Below are 17117 nucleotides of genomic sequence, written 5' to 3'. Positions count from 1 at the left end.
TTTTGTTCTTCTTCCCGCTGCGCGAACGTTCGCATTGCTTGTCGTCCCGAACGCAGTGAGGGACCTGCTGGTGTTGTTGCTGTTGCTGTCGGGTGTTGGGCTTGCATCTGCGGAATGGCGTCGTCCGCCGGGCCGGGGATTGCTCCGCCCCTTAGTCGGACATCCTGTCCGAAGGCGGGGCGTGGGCCATCCATGGCCCACTGCTGCGCAATCCCCGGCCCGGCGGACGACGCTTCGGCATTTCGTTGCATGGTCTTCGGCGGCCCTCACCCCAACCCCTCTCCCGCAAGCGGGAGAGGGGCTGAAGAAAACCGTCATCCCCGCGAAGGCGGGGACCCAGCGTCGTTGCTCGTCATTCCCGCGAAGGCGGGGACCCATGGACGTTGCTCCGACTGGCCACGCACGGAAGAAGGATCAAAAAAAACCCCGGCATTGCCGGGGTTTTTGTTCAACACATTGCAGGCCCGATCAGGCTGCGACAGTCTCGGCCACCTGGCGGTAGTCCTCGATCTGGTCGAAGTTCATGTAGCGATAGATCTCCGCTCCCTTGGCATTGATCACGCCGATGTCCGCCATGTACTCCTCGCGGGTCGGGATGCGGCCCAGGCGCGAGCAGATCGCCGCCAGTTCCGCCGAGCCCAGGTACACGTTGGTGTTGCGGCCCAGGCGGTTGGGGAAGTTGCGGGTGCTGGTGGAGAACACCGTCGCGCCCTCGCGCGCCTGCGCCTGGTTGCCCATGCACAGCGAGCAGCCCGGCATTTCCATGCGCGCGCCGGCGGTGCCGAAGGTGCCGTAGTGGCCTTCCTTCGTCAGTTCCGAAGCGTCCATCTTGGTCGGCGGCGCGACCCACAGGCGGGTCGGGATGTCGCGCTTGCCTTCCAGCAGCTTGGCGGCGGCACGGAAGTGGCCGATGTTGGTCATGCACGAACCGATGAAGACCTCGTCGATGACCGCACCGGCGACGTCGGACAGCGTCTTCACGTCGTCCGGATCGTTCGGGCACGCAACGATCGGCTCGACGATCTGGTCGAGGTCGATGTCGATCACGGTGGCGTACTCAGCGTCGGCATCGCCTTCCAGCAGCTGCGGGTTGGCCAGCCAGGCCTCCATGGCCTTGATGCGGCGCGCCAGCGAGCGCGGGTCGGCATAACCTTCGGCGATCATCCACTTCAGCAGCGTGATGTTGCTGGTGAGGTATTCGATGATCGGTTCCTTGTCGAGCTTGACCGTGCAGCCTGCGGCCGAACGCTCGGCCGACGCATCGGACAGCTCGAACGCCTGCTCGACCTTGAGCTGCGGCAGGCCTTCGATCTCGAGGATGCGGCCGGAGAAGATGTTCTTCTTGCCCTGCTTGGCGACCGTCAGCATGCCCTGCTTGATCGCGGCCAGCGGGATCGCGTTGACCAGGTCACGCAGGGTCACGCCCGGCTGCATGGTGCCCTTGAAGCGCACCAGCACCGACTCGGGCATGTCCAGCGGCATCACGCCGGTGGCCGCGGCGAAGGCGACCAGACCCGAGCCTGCCGGGAACGAGATGCCGACCGGGAAGCGGGTGTGGCTGTCGCCGCCGGTGCCGACGGTGTCGGGCAGCAGCATGCGGTTGAGCCAGGAGTGGATCACGCCGTCGCCCGGACGCAGGGCGATGCCGCCGCGGTTGCTGATGAAGGCCGGCAGCTCGTGGTGGGTCTTGACGTCGACCGGCTTGGGGTAAGCGGCGGTGTGGCAGAACGACTGCATCACCAGGTCGGCCGAGAAGCCCAGGCAGGCCAGGTCCTTGAGCTCGTCGCGGGTCATCGGGCCGGTGGTGTCCTGCGAACCCACCGAGGTCATCTTCGGCTCGCAGTAGGTGCCCGGGCGGATGCCGGTGCCGTCGGTCAGACCGCATGCACGGCCGACCATCTTCTGCGCCAGCGAGTAGCCCTTGCCGCTGTCGGCCGGGTTGGACGGCAGGCGGAACAGGGTCGACGGCGCCAGGCCGAGCGCTTCACGCGCCTTGGCGGTCAGGCCGCGGCCGACGATCAGCGGGATGCGGCCGCCGGCGCGGACTTCGTCGAACAGAACGTCGGACTTCACCGAGAACTCGGCGATGACCTGGCCGTCCTTGAGCGCCTTGCCCTCATACGGCCGCAGCTCGACCACGTCGCCCATGTTCATCTGCGACACGTCCAGTTCGATCGGCAGCGCGCCGGCGTCTTCCATCGTGTTGTAGAAGATCGGGGCGATCTTGCTACCGAGACATACGCCGCCAAAGCGCTTGTTCGGGATGAAGGGGATGTCCTCGCCGGTGAACCACAGCACCGAGTTGGTGGCCGACTTGCGCGAGGAGCCGGTGCCGACGACGTCGCCGACGTAGGCGACCAGGTGGCCCTTGTCCTTGAGCGACTCGATGAACTTGACCGGGCCGCGCTTGCCGTCTTCTTCCGGCTCGATGCCGTCGCGGCGGTTCTTCAGCATCGCCAGGGCGTGCAGCGGGATGTCCGGGCGCGTGGTCGCGTCCGGCGCCGGCGACAGATCGTCGGTGTTGGTCTCGCCGGTCACCTTGAAGGCGGTGATGGTCATGCTGGCCGGAACTTCCGGACGGCTGGTGAACCATTCCGCGTCGGCCCAGCTCTGCAGCACGGCCTTGGCGTTGGCGTTGCCGGCCTCGGCCTTTTCCTGCACGTCGTGGAAGGCGTCGAACATCAGCAACGTCTTCTTCAGCGCTTCGGCAGCGATGACGCCGACCCGGGCGTCGTCGAGCAGGTCGACCAGCGGGTGAATGTTGTAGCCGCCCAGCATGGTGCCGAGCAGTTCGGTCGCGCGCTCGCGACTGATCAGCGAGTTGACCTCGGTGCCGAAGGCCACCGCGGCCAGGTAGGACGCCTTGACCTTGGCCGCGTCGTCGACGCCGGCCGGCACGCGATTGGTAATCAGATCGATAAGGAACTCACCCTCGCCCGCCGGCGGGTTCTTCAACAGCTCGATGACATCAGCGGTCTGCTGTGCGGTCAGCGGCAGCGGCGGGATGCCCAGCGCGGCGCGCTCGGCAACGTGGTGGCGGTAGGCTTCCAACATGCTTCTCTCCAGGAAAAACTCAGGCGTTGTGACGTAATGCGGTCGGGCGAGCGTCGTGCTCTACAAAGTCGTGCTCTACAAAATCTTGGGCACGATGATCTTCAGACCCTTGAAGTAATCACGGAAAAACCCGGCGTCGCGCGTGATCAGACCGGCGCACTGCAGCAGTGCATGGGCGCCGACGATGAAGTCCGGTACGGTGCGCGGTGAAATCTGGCTACCCTCCCCCGCGACCCGTCGACGCTGGTTGAAGCGGCGCTGCATTTCGCCCGCCCGGATGGCCGAACGGCGCTCCACGGGGAGGTAGCGCATCCCCATTTCTTCGACCACATCCATGATGTCGGTGCCATGACCCAGCCCGGCGGTGATCTCGCTGACCACCACGTCACAGAGCACGACCGGACCTTGCGCCAATGCATCGCGAATGCACTGCTCGGCGGCGTCGGCCATGCCCGCGTCCTCGCCGAGCAGGTCGATCAGCACGGACGTGTCGATTGCGATGGTGTTCCCGGCAGGCATGGCGTCAGACGTCGACCGGATCGCCCGGTGCGCGCCCACGCAGCTCGCGCATGATGTCGTCGGTGGTCACGCCTTCGGGCAGCTTGAAGCGGCCGCGCGCGCGCGAAATGGCATCGTCCACGTTCTTGCGCAGGATGATGCGCCCGCCCTCCAGCTCCACTTTGAGGTGGGTGCCCTTGGTCAGGCCGAGCGCATCGCGCACGGCCTTGGGCAGGGTGATCTGGCCTCGTTCGGCAACGATGGCTTCCACGGCGGACCTCCTCGGAATGACGGATTTGGTATGTATGAATAATACATACCTTCCCACCCATACTCAATCGCACAGGACTCCGCAAGCGCACAATGGGCTCTGCGTATTCAGGATCCGGACCGTCGTCCGCTCGCCTTAACGCAAGCAGCGGATAATCGATCGGTCTCCCAGCCAGACCCTCCATTCAGCCACAGACCGCCAGGAGCTCCCCCATGTCCCAAGACTCCTTCTCCACCCGCCGCCAGCTCGTCGTCAACGGCCGCACCCTCACCTACAACAGCCTGCCGGCACTGGGTGAGCGGTTCGACATCCGCAGGCTGCCCTACTCGATGAAGATCCTGCTGGAGAACCTGTTGCGCCATGAAGACGGCGGCATCACGGTCGGCAAGGAGCACATCGAGGCGGTGGCGCGGTGGGATGCCAGCAAGGAACCCGACACCGAGATCGCCTTCATGCCCGCGCGCGTGGTGCTGCAGGACTTCACCGGCGTGCCGTGCGTGGTCGACCTGGCGGCGATGCGCGATGCGGTCAGCAAGCTCGGCGGCAATGCCGGCCAGATCAACCCGCTGATCCCCTCGGAACTGGTCATCGACCACTCGGTGCAGGTCGACGTGTTCGGTCGCGCCGATGCGCTGGACCTCAACGGCAAGATCGAGTTCGAGCGCAACATGGAGCGCTACAGCTTCCTGCGCTGGGGCCAGAAGGCCTTCCACAACTTCAAGGTCGTGCCGCCCAACACCGGCATCGTCCACCAGGTGAACCTGGAGAACCTGGCGCGCGTGGTCGTCGAACGCGAGGTCGACGGCGAGTTGCTCGCCTTCCCCGATACCGTCTTCGGCACCGACAGCCACACCACGATGATCAACGGCATCGGCGTGCTCGGCTGGGGCGTGGGCGGCATCGAGGCCGAGGCCGCGATGCTCGGCCAGCCGTCGTCGATGCTGATTCCGCAGGTGGTCGGCTTCAAGCTCACCGGCAAACTGCCCGAGGGCACCACCGCCACCGACCTGGTGCTCACCGTCACCCAGATGCTGCGCAAGCTCGGCGTGGTCGGCAAGTTCGTCGAGTTCTTCGGCGAAGGCCTGCCGCACCTGCCGCTGGCCGACCGCGCCACGATCGCCAACATGGCGCCGGAGTACGGCGCGACCTGCGGCATCTTCCCGATCGATGCCGAGTCGCTGACCTATCTGCGCCTGTCCGGCCGCAGCGACGAGCAGGTCGCCCTGGTCGAGGCCTACGCCAAGGCACAGGGCCTGTGGCACGAGCCGGGTCAGGCTGAGGCCAGCTACACGACCACGCTCGAACTCAATCTCGCCGACGTCAAACCGTCGCTGGCCGGCCCCAAGCGTCCGCAGGACCGGGTGCTGCTGAGCGAGGTCAAGGCCAACTTCACCGAGAACCTCGGCGACCTGACCGCCCATCGCGTCAACGGCAGCGTGCGACGCATGGATGCCGAGGGCGGGCACCAGCCGCAGGCCGGCCACCTGGCCGCGCGTCCGCGCTCGAAGATCCGCATCCAGGAACAAGATGCGGAATTGAGCGACGGCTCGGTGGTGATCGCCGCGATCACGTCCTGCACCAACACCTCCAACCCGGCGGTGATGCTCGGCGCGGGCCTGCTCGCCCGCAACGCGGCCAAGCTCGGCCTGAAAGCCAAGCCGTGGGTCAAGACCTCGCTCGGGCCGGGCTCGCTGGTGGTCACCGACTACCTGCGCAAGGCCGGCGTGCTCGACGACCTGGAGAAGCTCGGCTTCTTCGTCGTCGGTTACGGCTGCACCACCTGCATCGGCAACTCCGGCCCGCTGCCGGACGAAGTCTCGCGCGGCATCGCCGAGAACGACCTCGCCGTCGCCTCGGTGCTGTCGGGCAACCGCAATTTCGAAGGCCGCGTGCACCCGGAAGTGAAGATGAACTACCTGGCCTCGCCGCCGCTGGTGGTGGCCTACGCCATCGCCGGCACGGTCGACATCGACCTCACCCGCGAACCGGTCGGTCACACGCCCGACGGTCGAGCCGTGCACCTGCGCGAAATCTGGCCGAGCAACAAGGAAATCGGCGACGTCATCGCCGCGACGGTCGGCCCGGAACTGTTCGCGCAGAACTACGCCGACGTGTTCAAGGGCGACTCGCGCTGGAACCAGATCGCCTCGCCCGAAGGCGAGTCCTTCGCCTGGGACGCCACCTCGACCTACATCAAGAACCCACCCTACTTCGACGGCATGAGCATGGCCGTCGGCTCGATCAACGACGTCCACGGCGCCCGCATCATGGGCCTGTTCGGCGACTCGATCACCACCGACCACATCTCGCCGGCGGGCAACATCAAGAAGGATTCGCCGGCAGGCCGCTTCCTGGTCTCGCGCGGCGTGCAGCCGGCCGACTTCAACAGCTACGGCAGCCGCCGCGGCAACGACGACGTCATGGTCCGCGGCACCTTCGCCAACATCCGCATCAAGAACCTGATGTTCGGCGGCGAGGAAGGCGGCAACACGCTGTACTTCGCCAAGGGCGGCGCGGCGCCGGAGAAGATGTCGATCTTCGACGCGGCGATGAAGTACAAGGCCGAGGGTGTGCCGCTGGTGGTGATGGCGGGCAAGGAGTACGGCACCGGATCATCGCGCGACTGGGCGGCCAAGGGCACCAACCTGCTCGGGGTGAAGGCTGTGATCGCCGAGAGCTTCGAACGCATCCACCGCTCCAACCTGGTTGGCATGGGCGTGTTGCCGCTGCAGTTCAAGGATGGCGAGAACGCGCTCTCGCACGGCCTGGACGGCTCGGAGGAGATCAGCGTCACCGGCATCGACGACGGCCGCGCCCGGACGGCGACCGTGACCGCACGTCGATCTGACGGCAGCGAGAAGCGCTTCGAAGTCCGCGTGCTGCTGCTGACGCCGAAGGAAGTCGAGTACTTCCGCCACGGCGGCATCCTGCATTACGTGCTGCGGCAGTTGGCGGCGAAGAAGGCGGCGTAACGTTTCGAGGAACCATATAACCCGTCATTCCCGCGAAGGCGGGAACCCAGCGACTTCCGCTTCTCTTGGTCGCAAAAGCCAAGTCGCTGGGTCCCCGCCTTCGCGGGGATGACGGGTTCCCGTGACCAAAGTGCCGACAGGGTCAGAGCTTCGGCGCCCACGTCGCACTCGTCAGCCGCCACTCCCCACCTTCCTCGCGCCACCCGGTCTCGACCTCATAGAGTTGCGCGGCGTCGGGCAACAGTTCGCCCGAGCCACCGGTCAAGGCCGCAGTGAATCGCGCCGTTGCATGACCGGGTTGAAGCTGCACCGAAACCGGCCCCAGCTTCACGCCGATCTGGCGATGACGCAGGAACATCAGCCGCGCGATCCTGCCAGCACCTTCGCGATCGAGCGCATCGGGACCGATGAAATCCTCGGCAAGCACCGCGTCCAGCACCGAGGCATCGCGTTGCTCGATGCCCTGCTGCAACGACTCCACGGTCTGTCGAAGCCGTTGCTCCGGTGGCGTGCGGCTGCAGCCCGATGCCAATACGACCAGCAGCACCAGTGTCACGCTGCACCGCACAAACCAGTTTGCTGTCCGCATCCCCTGCCCCATGCCCATTGCCCATGCTGTCGTCGCGGCCATGCTGCCACGTCGATACGACCGCCGTCGCCGCACCAGTGCGCGCCTTGCCAGCCTTGGGGGCCTATGCTCCAATCGCTGGAAGCACCGTACGGCGGCGCATTCGCAACACGCATCGCCGAAGGCTATCAACTGCGATTTGGAGAGGGGAATCGCGATGAGTTCTGAACGTCCTTGGCTGGCACAGTATCCGCAGGGGGTTGCGGCCGAGATCGATGTGGATGAGTTCCCGTCCGTCGTCGCCGTGCTGGAAAACGCGATCGAGAAATATCGCGACCGGCCGGCCTTCGCCAACCTCGGCAAGACCCTCACCTATGCCGAAATCGACCAGCTCAGTGCGCAGTTTGCTGCGTACCTGCTGGGCGAGCTGAAGCTCAAGAAGGGCGATCGCGTCGCGATCATGATGCCCAACTGCCTGCAGTATCCGATCGCCACCTTCGGCGTACTGCGTGCCGGCCTGACGGTGGTCAACACCAACCCGATGTACACCGCGCGCGAGCTTCGGCACCAGCTGGTCGACTCCGGCGCCAACGTGATCCTGGTGCTCGACAACTTCGCCCACACCGTGCAGGAAGTGGTCGCCGACACGCAAATCAAGCAGGTCATCACCACCGGCCTGGGCGACATGCTCGGCCTCAAGGGTGCGGTGGTGAACTTCGCCCTGAAGTACGTCAAGAAGATGGTCCCGGACTACAACCTGCCCGGCGCGATCCGCTTCCGTGACGCACTGGCGCTGGGCCAGCGCCACAACTTGGCCGAAGTGGAAATTTCGCCGCAGGACATCGCCTTCCTGCAGTACACCGGCGGCACCACTGGCGTCGCCAAGGGCGCGATGCTGACCCACCGCAACCTGGTCGCCAACATGCAGCAGGCGGCGATGTGGGTGGGCACCGGCGTCAAGTACGGCGAGGAAGTGATCATCACCGCGCTGCCGCTGTACCACATCTTCGCATTGACCGCGAACGGCCTGGTCTTCATGAAGTTCGGCGGACTGAACTACATGATCACCAACCCGCGCGACATGAAGGGCTTCGTCAAGGAGCTCAAGAGCGTGCCGTTCACCGCCATCACCGGCGTCAACACGCTGTTCAACGGCCTGCTCAACACGCCGGGCTTCAACGAGATCGACTTCTCCAGGCTGCACCTGACCCTGGGCGGCGGCATGGCCGTGCAGCGCTCGGTCGCCGAGCGCTGGAAGCAGGTGACCGGCGTGACCCTGGTCGAGGCCTACGGCCTGACCGAGACTTCACCGGCGGCCTGCATCAACCCGATGGACCTGAAGGACTACAACGGCTCGATCGGCCTGCCGATCTCGTCGACCGACGCTTGCGTCAAGGACGAGAACGGCGTGACGCTGCCGATGGGCGACGTCGGCGAGCTGTGCATCAAGGGCCCGCAGGTCATGAAGGGCTACTGGCGTCGGCCGGAGGACACCGCCGCGGTGATCGACGCCGACGGCTGGCTGCACACCGGCGACATGGCGCGGATGGACGACCAGGGCTTCTTCTACATCGTCGACCGCAAGAAGGACATGATCCTGGTCTCGGGCTTCAACGTGTACCCCAACGAGGTCGAGGACGTGATCGCGATGATGCCGGGGGTGCTGGAAGTGGCCGCCGTCGGTGTCCCGGACGAAAAGTCCGGCGAGGCGGTCAAGGTCGTGATCGTCAAGAAGGACCCGAGCCTCACCGCCGAGCAGGTCAAAACCCACGCTCGAGAGCACCTGACCGGCTACAAGCACCCGCGTTACGTCGAGTTCCGGACCGAGCTGCCAAAGACCAACGTCGGCAAGATCCTGCGCCGCGAGCTCCGGGACGGCCCGGCCGCAAGCCCCGCCGCCCACTGATCCGGGCCGGGCTCCGGCCCGGCCCGCGCACGCTCCAAACGCCCGCAAGGTCCAACGACCTTGCGGGCGTTTGCTTTTGTAGGCATAGAATCGGGCGGTCGGACGCACCCCCTTGATCGCATTGCCGTCCCGAACAGCGCGACCGGCCGGACGGTTCAAATCCACGGAGGATTCGCAATGTCAGCTGTCTACCCGTTCCACCGCACTGCCACCGGCCGCAACCTGCGGGTCGTCGAAGAGACCGACCGCGGTGTCTACTGGTGCCACATGCACGCGGACGCCGTCCCGGGCCGTCGCGCCTGCTTCTCGATGGACCTGGTCGACGACATCATCCAGTACCAGCGTGGCCTGGCTGATCGCTTTCGCGCCGCCGCAGGCAGCACCCTGCCGCACGTGGTCCTGGCCTCCGATGCCGATGCCTTCAACCTCGGCGGCGACCTGGACCTGTTCTGCCGCCTGATCCGTGCCGGCGACCGCGACGGCCTGCTGACCTACGCCCGCCAATGCGTGCGCGGCGTGCACGCCTTCCACGACGGACTGGGCGCCGGCGCGCACAGCATCGCCCTGCTCCAGGGTGACGCGCTGGGCGGTGGCTTCGAAGCTGCGTTGAGCTGCCACACCATCGTTGCCGAAGAAGATGTGCTGATGGGCCTGCCGGAAGTCCTGTTCGATCTGTTCCCGGGCATGGGCGCCTATTCGTTCCTGTGCAAGCGCGTCACCCCGCACGTGGCCGAGAAGCTGATGCTGGAAGGCAACATGTTCAGCAGCCAGGAAATGCACAAGATGGGCCTGGTCGACGTGCTGGTCCCGCGCGGTGAAGGCGTAGCGGCAGTCGAAGACGTGATCCGCGCCAACCGTCGCATCCCGCACGCACGCGCCGCCATGCACCAGGTGCGCCAGATGACCCAGGCGGTAACCCTGGACGAGATGATGCGCATTACCGAAGTCTGGGTGGACACCGCGCTGCAACTGGGCGACAAGTCGCTGCGAACGATGGACCGGCTGGTGCGTGCGCAGGAGCGGCGTGCCGCGAATGGGGCCGCCTGAGCCCGGACAAGCAAGCCGCACGGCAATGACTGACTGGGGAAATGCAGGAGCATCAGGCATGCCCGCACCCGCCTGACGAGTAATACCGCAAAACCAAGGGGAACCAGCGCCCGCAGGAGGGGAAATCCGGCGGGCCGGATCCGCATTGAGCCCAGCTCCCTCTCCCCTGGAGTTGGAGGCAGTTCCGTGCCGACCAGGCGCGACTGCGCAACGAACGGGACAGTCGCCGGGCAGCAGCCCGCAATGGACGTCCGGATTCGTCAGTTCGCGCGCCCCTTGGTCCGCGACTCGGGTAGGACAGATGCTGAGGAGCGCGTAGTTGCGACCCCGTTTGCATGTAAGTGCCTTGTGGACAATGAACGTCGCGTGCTGCAATCACCCGAGCCATCAAAGGTCTCAAGGACGACGTGGGAACGAAGCAACCGATGCTCCTTGTCGCAATCGCGGCATCGGCACTCCTGGCAACCTGGTTCTACCACCTGCCGCCCCATGCGGGCTCTGAACAGGACGAGGTAGTACAAGCAACCAGTCCTGTATCGATGCCCGGTGCGCCGGTCGTCGCCACTCGCCACAGTGCGACCTTGCGGACTGCATCGATTCCAACAGGACGCGAGCTCCTGCCTGATCAGTTTGCTCATTCCAGCGACCTGTACGGATTCGTCTCGAACCTCCATGGGTTGTCGCAACAAGGAAACGGTGAAGCCACCCGCTGGATTGCGCGGGCGTACTCCGAGTGCTGGACCTACGCTCTCGATCCCGAGGGCTTCAGGAACTCCGCCCAGGCCTTTGTGAAGGACGCGGGAAGTGATGCTGCCGACGTTGTCGCTGCGTTTGACCGCGTGTCATTCCGTTGTCGGCGCTTTGCGGGCGACAGCATTGGCCCCCAGGCGATCATGGAGCTGAAGGTCAAAGCCGCGTCACAGGGCGATCTGGCTTCAGAGATTGAAGTTTTCGCACAAGCCGCCCCCACTCATCTCGACAGCCCTTCGTTCTCAAATGAACGAATAACCCTTCTCATGCAACGTGCGCTGGCTTCAGGCGACCCTGCCGTAATCGCCGCGCTGGCGTCGCTCATGGGGCCAGCCGCTCGCCCCGGTTCCGCGGGGACGATGCCTTCCGGCTCGGTACGTTCTGAGGCGGCGTGGAACCTGGCCGCCTGCCAGTTGGGCATGGACTGCGGCCCCACCAGCAATCTGGTTGTGTATGCCTGCGCATTCGGCGGCATCTGCGGGTTCAACAGTGTCCGGGACCTCTATGTCCGCGGACTCCTTCCGCCGAGTGATATCCCGTACCTCGACAAAGAGATTTCCTTGATCGTGAATGGAGCTGGACAACATGGGGTTGAGCAATGAAGTCAGTCTGGACTGGAAGCGCAAGAACGTTCTTGCCATAGGTCTCGCGATCGCCAGCGGAATCGCAATCGCCGGAGCGATTGTCATCGATGGAGGTGCGGCACCCTACAAAGACTTGAGCAATGTCAACGGAACCACCATTAACGCGATGGCGGCGATCCGAATGGCAGGTATGACGCAAGCCGCTGCCAAATATCGTCAGCTCAACGGCAGGAGTACGCTGCCTGCCAACAGCACATTCACCATGAAATGGGCCGACGGTTCGTCTGAGGGAGCGTACGTCACTTCGCCCGCTTCATCCGTTGGCGCAGGTCCGCTTCCAGGCACGCAACGCGCGCGTGGCGGGTCCTTGGATTGCAAGAAGTGCCACAACCCGGCTGGTTCGTGGTGATGATGCACGCGAGCCGAATCCCAACTTGATCACAGACGGTACTGATACCGGCCGAACAGGTCGGTATCAGCCGGGCTTCCGACCAACTCAAGGCATCCGGACCCTCGACTTGATTACGGAGAACGCTCACCTTCTCCGCGCGAGGTCCGCTGCCGCTCGCGCGCGTCGAGCGCGGCCTTGCCCTGCGCCATGCGTTCGCCGAGGCCGTTGAGCCGGGCCTGCCATTCGCGTGCCAGCTGCCAGTCCGGCAGCCGCATGATCTCGCCGCTGACCGCGGCCAGCTTGTTCAGGCCCAGGTTGCTGGCCACGCCCTTGAGCGCGTGTGCCTGCTCGCGGGCATGCTCCCAGTCGGCCTGCTCGCCGGCCTGGCGCAACTCGACCATGCAGCCATCGGCATCGCGCAGGCACTGGGCGATGAACTCGCGCTCGAAGCCGGCGCCCATGCCGAGCGCACCGAGCTCGTCCAGCACCGAGCTGTCGAAGGTGCCATCACCCGTGGGCAGTTCGCTGCGCAGCGCGACCAGCGGCGCGCCAAAGCGGGCGTTGGCCGCGATTTCGGCCAGGGTGTCGAGCAGCCGCACCGTCGACACCGGCTTGGCCAGGAAGGCGCGCGCGCCGGCCTGTTCGCAGGCGCGAATGGATTCCGGAGTGACGTCGGCGCTGAGGATCAGCACCGGCGTACGGCGCCCGCCGCCGGCCTCCATGACCCGCAACTGGCGCAGCAGGTCCAGGCCGCTGACGTCGGGCATGTGCAGATCGGCAATGACCGCATCGTAATCGGAGCCGGAAACCGCATCGAGTGCATCGCCGCCGCCATCGACGCAGGTGACGCGATGGCCGGCTTTCTGCAGCAGCCGCTGCAGCACCATCCGGTTGGCGACGTGATCGTCGGCGACCAGGATGCCCAGGCTGCGCACGCGGGCACGGTGGCGCAGGAACGGGTCGGAGAAGGCAATGACGTTAGCGGAGTTGGCACCCTCCCCGTCGGCCTGCACGCCGCCATCCAGCGCGACCGCCCCGGCCATGGTCGCTTCATCGACGACGCGTTCGAACGGCAGCTCTACCCAGAAGCGGCTGCCGCGCTGCTCCACGCTCTCGAAGCCGATGCTGCCACCCATCGCCTCGGTCAAGCCCTTGGCAATGGTGGTGCCCAAGCCGGTGCCGCCATAGCGACGCGCAAGGCTGACATCGGCCTGTTCGAAGGCCTCGAACAGGCGCTGGCGCATCGCCAGCGGCACGCCGATGCCGGTGTCGGTCACGGCAAAGCGCAGTCGCACCTGGGCCGAACCCTGGTCGACGACGGTCACGTCGAGGCGGACCGAGCCCTTGTCGGTGAACTTGATGGCGTTGCCGGCCAGGTTGATCAGCACCTGGCGCAGGTGCACAACGTCGCCGCACAGGCTGCCGGGTACGTCGGCGGCGATCGCCGCCTCGTAGCGCAGCTCCTTGGCGCGTGCCTGCGGCTGCAGGATCAGGCCGATGCTGTCGACCAGTTCCTGCGGGATGAACTCGACCAGGTCCAGCTTGACCTTGCCGGCCTCGATCGCGGAGATGTCGAGCACGTCCTCGACCAGCGCCAGCAGGCTGCGCGTGGAGGCCTGGATGGTACTCAGGCACTCGCGCTGTTCGGCGTCCAGTCGCGTGGTCGCCAGCAACTCGCTCATGCCGGCCAGGCCGTTGAGCGGCGTGCGGAACTCGTGGCTCATGTTGGCCAGGAAGCGGCTCTTGGCCTCGTTGGCCTTGCGCGCATCGTCGACCGCCCGGGTCAGGGCGTTGAGCAGCGAGTCGAAGTACAGCGGCACCGCGCCCAGGCCCAGCAGCAGGCCCCAGGCCAGGTACGGGTTGCTGCGCCAGTACGGCGAGATCAGGGTCACCGCCAGGAACGAAGCGGTGGCCAGTGCCGTGGCGATGCGCAGGTAACGGCTGCCATAGCGCATGCCGTTGCCGATCGTCACCCACAGGTACACGGCATACAGCGGCGCGGCGGGCTCGCCCTGCAGGCACATGATCGCGCCCATCGCCGTGTAGTCGGTGAGCATGCCGATCCAGCGCCGCACGTGCGACACGCCGGGCTCGAGCAGGATCGCGGCCATCAGGCCCAGTGCCACCAGCAGCTCGCCGAGCAGGATCATCCACGTCAGCGGCAGGGTGTTGTCGGCGCCGTCCAGGTGCAGGAAGCGCCACCCCAGGTAGGTCGAGAACAGCGCCGTGATGACGATGCGGACCAGGTCCTGGGCGTGTTCGCTGTCGGGCCGTGCGGCCAGGCGCGTCTTCAGCTTGTTCAGGACCGAAACCATGGCTACTCCATGCCGGGGCGTGCGGAAACCGTCGAAAAGCGGTTGCAGATGTCCTCGAGCCGCTCGCGACTGCGGATCAGGGCGTCGACGCAGCGCGGGTCGAACAAGCGTCCGCGCTGCGCGTACAGGTAGCCAAGCGCCGCATCCGCGTCCCAGGCCTTCTTGTACGGCCGTGGCGAGATCAGCGCATCGAAGACATCCGCGACGGCCACTATCCTGGCTTCCAACGGAATTTCCTCGCCTATCAGGCCGTCAGGATAGCCGCTGCCGTCGTAACGTTCGTGATGGCGCAGGGCGATCAGCGCGCCGGCCTGGATGAAACGGTTCTGGCTGCCGCTGAGCAGTTCGTAGCCGATGCGCGGGTGACGGCGCATGACCGCGGTCTCGTCTTCCGTCAGCGGTCCGGATTTCATCAGCACCGCATCGGGGATGGCGATCTTGCCGATGTCGTGCAGCGGCGCGGCCATTTCGATGACGCGCACTTCGTCCTCGAACATGCCCAGCTGTTCGGCGATCAGGCCGGCGACATGGGCCATGCGCTCCAGGTACGCGCTGGTGCCGGCATCGCGGTACTCGATCGCGCGCGCCAGTCGCGACAGCGTCTCGCGCTCGCGCTCCTCGACCTCGTGCATGCTCGACAGCAGGCGCTGTTCCAGTGACAGCGCACGCTGCTTGACGTTCTCCGACTGCTGGCGCAACTGCAGCAGGTTGCGGCAACGCGCGCGCAGTTCGCGCGGGCGCACCGGCTTGACCAGGAAATCGATGACGCCCGCTTCCAGCGCGGCTTGCCGTACCGGCTCGTCGCCGACCACGGTCACCAGGATGATCGGGATGTCGCGGTGCATCGGCAGGCGCCGGAAACGCCGGGCGAACTCGAGCCCGTCCAGGGCCGGCATGCGGTAGTCGAGCAGCAACAGGTCGGGCTGGTTGCTCTCGCACCAACCCAGGGCAGCTTCGGGATCTCCGAAGTCCGAAACCCTCAGTTCCGAGGAGATGTCCTCAATGATGTGGCGCAGCATGGTGCGCGCAGAGGTTTGATCATCAACGATGACGACGTTCACACCGGACATCCATTAGAGCCGCCACCCCCTGTGGTGGCCTCGGCACCGAGGATACCCCGCGGCGCGCTTGTCCGCAGGGTCCTGTGCACCGGGCCGGTAAGCCGGCGTTGTCGGTTCAGGCTCAGCCGCCCGTCTCGGGACGCATGTACGGGAACAGCAGCACGTCGCGGATCGAGGTCGAACCGGTCATCAGCATCACCAGGCGGTCGATGCCGATGCCCAGCCCGCCGGTGGGCGGCAGGCCGACCTCCAGGGCGCGGATGTAGTCGGCATCGAAGTGCATGGCCTCGTCGTCACCGCCCTCCTTGGCCTCGACCTGGGCGCGGAAGCGCTCGGCCTGGTCTTCGGGGTCGTTGAGCTCGGAGAAGCCGTTGGCCAGCTCCTTGCCGTTGATGAACAGCTCGAAGCGGTCGGTCAGTTCCGGGTCGCGGTCGCTGGCACGGGCCAGCGGGCTGACCTCGACCGGGTGGTCGACGATGAAGGTCGGCTGCACCAGGGTGTGCTCGACGGTCTTCTCGAAGATGTCCAGCAGCAGCTTGCCCCAGCCGTTGCCCGGCTTGGCCGGGATGCCCAGGCGGGCGCAATGCGCACGCATCTTCGCGACATCGCGCAGGTCCTCGCGGGCGATCTCCGGGTTGTGCTCGAGCACGGCGTCGGTCATCGACCAGCGGCGGAAGGCCGGGCCGACGTCGATGTCGTGGCCTTCCCAGTGCAACTGCGTGGTGCCCAGCACGCTCTGGGCGACGTCGCGGATCACGCCTTCGGTGAGGTCCATGATCTCGGTGTAGGTGGCATAGGCCTCGTACAGCTCGAGCATCGTGAACTCGGGGTTGTGCCGGGTCGACACGCCCTCGTTGCGGAAGTTGCGGTTGATCTCGTAGACGCGCTCCAGCCCGCCGACGACCAGGCGCTTGAGGTACAGCTCCGGCGCCACGCGCAGGAACAGTTGCAGGTCGAGCGCGTTGTGGTGGGTGACGAATGGTTTTGCCGCGGCGCCGCCGGGGATGTAATGCATCATCGGCGTCTCGACCTCGAGGAAGCGTCGGGCGTCGAGCCAGGCGCGCATCGCGCGGATGATCTTGGAGCGCTTGACGAAGACGTCGCGCGCCTCGGGCGTCACGATCAGATCGACGTAACGCTGGCGGTAGCGCTGCTCGACGTCGGCCATGCCATGGAACTTGTCCGGCAGCGGCCGCAGCGCCTTGGTCAGCAGCCGCAGGCTTTCGGCCTTGAGCGACAGCTCGCCGGTACGGGTGCGGGTGAGCTCGCCCTCGGCGGACACGATGTCGCCCAGGTCCAGGTCCTTGAACACCTCGTAGGCGTCGCCCAGCAGGTCCTTCTTCAGCCACAACTGCAGGCGGCCCGACTCGTCCTGGATCTGCGCGAAACCGGCCTTGCCCATGTCGCGCTTGAGCAGCACGCGGCCGGCGACGGCGACGCGGTGACGCTTGCCGTCCAGCACCTCGGCCGTCCACTGCCCGGCATCGGCGTAGGCATCCTGCAGGTCGCCGACGAAATCGGCACGGCGGAAATCGTTGGGGAACGCGATGCCCTGCCCGCGCAGCGCCGTGAGTTTGGCGCGACGCTCGGCGATGAGCCGGTTCTCGTCCGGGTGGCTCTCGTCGGTGGGCGTCTGCGGGGCTTGGGTCTGGTCGGTCATGGCTTGGCGTTGATTGGAAACTGAGGGGTCAACCCGTCAT

The 17117-nt window shown here is 66.0% G+C and carries 12 protein-coding genes; 5 read left to right on the top strand and 7 right to left on the bottom strand.

Annotated elements, in window-relative coordinates; translation table 11 throughout:
* Positions 1 to 468 precede the first annotated feature (468 nt).
* The 3 genes from acnB to AC3A3X_RS10720 all read right to left on the bottom strand — a co-directional run bounded on the left by acnB (position 469) and on the right by AC3A3X_RS10720 (position 3823).
* On the bottom strand, positions 469 to 3054 hold the full coding sequence (gene acnB / locus AC3A3X_RS10730) for a bifunctional aconitate hydratase 2/2-methylisocitrate dehydratase (RefSeq protein WP_487583013.1): 2586 nt from the start codon (positions 3052 to 3054) through the stop codon (positions 469 to 471).
* A gap of 75 nt (positions 3055 to 3129) precedes the next feature.
* Positions 3130 to 3573: a type II toxin-antitoxin system VapC family toxin gene (locus AC3A3X_RS10725; RefSeq protein WP_487583012.1), complete on the bottom strand. Its 444-nt coding sequence runs from the start codon at positions 3571 to 3573 to the stop codon at positions 3130 to 3132.
* Between the two features lie 4 nt (positions 3574 to 3577).
* Complete coding sequence (locus AC3A3X_RS10720; RefSeq protein WP_158730873.1) at positions 3578 to 3823, bottom strand: AbrB/MazE/SpoVT family DNA-binding domain-containing protein; 246 nt, start codon at positions 3821 to 3823, stop codon at positions 3578 to 3580.
* A gap of 212 nt (positions 3824 to 4035) precedes the next feature.
* Here AC3A3X_RS10720 and acnA point away from each other — a divergent pair, with 212 nt between their 5' ends.
* Positions 4036 to 6795 carry an aconitate hydratase AcnA gene (acnA, locus tag AC3A3X_RS10715; RefSeq protein ID WP_487583011.1) on the top strand — a complete coding sequence of 920 codons (2760 nt, stop codon included), beginning with the start codon at positions 4036 to 4038 and terminating at the stop codon, positions 6793 to 6795.
* A 142-nt stretch (positions 6796 to 6937) separates the two neighbouring features.
* Here acnA and AC3A3X_RS10710 read toward each other — a convergent pair whose 3' ends face one another.
* Complete coding sequence (locus AC3A3X_RS10710; RefSeq protein ID WP_487583010.1) at positions 6938 to 7426, bottom strand: nuclear transport factor 2 family protein; 489 nt, start codon at positions 7424 to 7426, stop codon at positions 6938 to 6940.
* 154 nt (positions 7427 to 7580) lie between these two features.
* On the opposite strand from AC3A3X_RS10710, the gene AC3A3X_RS10705 reads away from it, so the two are divergent.
* The 4 genes from AC3A3X_RS10705 to AC3A3X_RS10690 all read left to right on the top strand — a co-directional run bounded on the left by AC3A3X_RS10705 (position 7581) and on the right by AC3A3X_RS10690 (position 12059).
* Positions 7581 to 9269, top strand: a complete 1689-nt coding sequence (locus AC3A3X_RS10705; RefSeq protein WP_487583009.1) for a long-chain fatty acid--CoA ligase — start codon at positions 7581 to 7583, stop codon at positions 9267 to 9269.
* Between the two features lie 177 nt (positions 9270 to 9446).
* The gene (locus AC3A3X_RS10700; protein ID WP_487583008.1) at positions 9447 to 10316 is read left to right on the top strand and encodes a crotonase/enoyl-CoA hydratase family protein; all 870 of its coding nucleotides are present in this window, start codon (positions 9447 to 9449) and stop codon (positions 10314 to 10316) included.
* A 425-nt stretch (positions 10317 to 10741) separates the two neighbouring features.
* Positions 10742 to 11668, top strand: a complete 927-nt coding sequence (locus AC3A3X_RS10695) for a hypothetical protein (protein WP_487583007.1) — start codon at positions 10742 to 10744, stop codon at positions 11666 to 11668.
* Entirely contained in the window at positions 11637 to 12059 is a 423-nt protein-coding gene (locus AC3A3X_RS10690) for a hypothetical protein (RefSeq protein WP_487583006.1), read from the top strand. Before AC3A3X_RS10695 ends, AC3A3X_RS10690 begins: the two co-directional genes overlap by 32 nt.
* Before the next feature lie 113 nt (positions 12060 to 12172).
* On the opposite strand, the gene AC3A3X_RS10685 is transcribed toward AC3A3X_RS10690, so the two are convergent.
* The 3 genes from AC3A3X_RS10685 to lysS form a co-directional block, all read right to left on the bottom strand.
* Complete coding sequence (locus AC3A3X_RS10685; protein WP_487583005.1) at positions 12173 to 14356, bottom strand: ATP-binding protein; 2184 nt, start codon at positions 14354 to 14356, stop codon at positions 12173 to 12175.
* Between the two features lie 2 nt (positions 14357 to 14358).
* Entirely contained in the window at positions 14359 to 15426 is a 1068-nt protein-coding gene (rpfG, locus tag AC3A3X_RS10680) for a cyclic di-GMP phosphodiesterase response regulator RpfG (protein WP_487583004.1), read from the bottom strand.
* 112 nt (positions 15427 to 15538) lie between these two features.
* A complete protein-coding gene (gene lysS / locus AC3A3X_RS10675) occupies positions 15539 to 17077 on the bottom strand; it encodes a lysine--tRNA ligase (RefSeq protein ID WP_487583003.1) in 1539 nt (512 codons plus the stop codon).
* Positions 17078 to 17117: the final 40 nt, after the last annotated feature.

The organism is Lysobacter sp. Soil_N_23 (genome assembly GCF_057656135.1).
This window is presented reverse-complemented; position numbering and strand designations above follow the sequence as displayed.

Bases quoted from the DNA above. Each gene is read 5' to 3' on its own strand.
- AC3A3X_RS10685 (WP_487583005.1), bottom strand. From the start codon at position 14,356: ATGGTTTCGGTCCTGAACAAGCTGAAGACGCGCCTGGCCGCACGGCCC.
- AC3A3X_RS10705 (WP_487583009.1), top strand. From the start codon at position 7,581: ATGAGTTCTGAACGTCCTTGGCTGGCACAGTATCCGCAGGGGGTTGCG.
- AC3A3X_RS10700 (WP_487583008.1), top strand. From the start codon at position 9,447: ATGTCAGCTGTCTACCCGTTCCACCGCACTGCCACCGGCCGCAACCTG.
- acnB (WP_487583013.1), bottom strand. From the start codon at position 3,054: ATGTTGGAAGCCTACCGCCACCACGTTGCCGAGCGCGCCGCGCTGGGC.
- AC3A3X_RS10725 (WP_487583012.1), bottom strand. From the start codon at position 3,573: ATGCCTGCCGGGAACACCATCGCAATCGACACGTCCGTGCTGATCGAC.
- rpfG (WP_487583004.1), bottom strand. From the start codon at position 15,426: ATGTCCGGTGTGAACGTCGTCATCGTTGATGATCAAACCTCTGCGCGC.
- acnA (WP_487583011.1), top strand. From the start codon at position 4,036: ATGTCCCAAGACTCCTTCTCCACCCGCCGCCAGCTCGTCGTCAACGGC.
- AC3A3X_RS10710 (WP_487583010.1), bottom strand. From the start codon at position 7,426: ATGGCCGCGACGACAGCATGGGCAATGGGCATGGGGCAGGGGATGCGG.
- lysS (WP_487583003.1), bottom strand. From the start codon at position 17,077: ATGACCGACCAGACCCAAGCCCCGCAGACGCCCACCGACGAGAGCCAC.
- AC3A3X_RS10695 (WP_487583007.1), top strand. From the start codon at position 10,742: ATGCTCCTTGTCGCAATCGCGGCATCGGCACTCCTGGCAACCTGGTTC.
- AC3A3X_RS10690 (WP_487583006.1), top strand. From the start codon at position 11,637: ATGGAGCTGGACAACATGGGGTTGAGCAATGAAGTCAGTCTGGACTGG.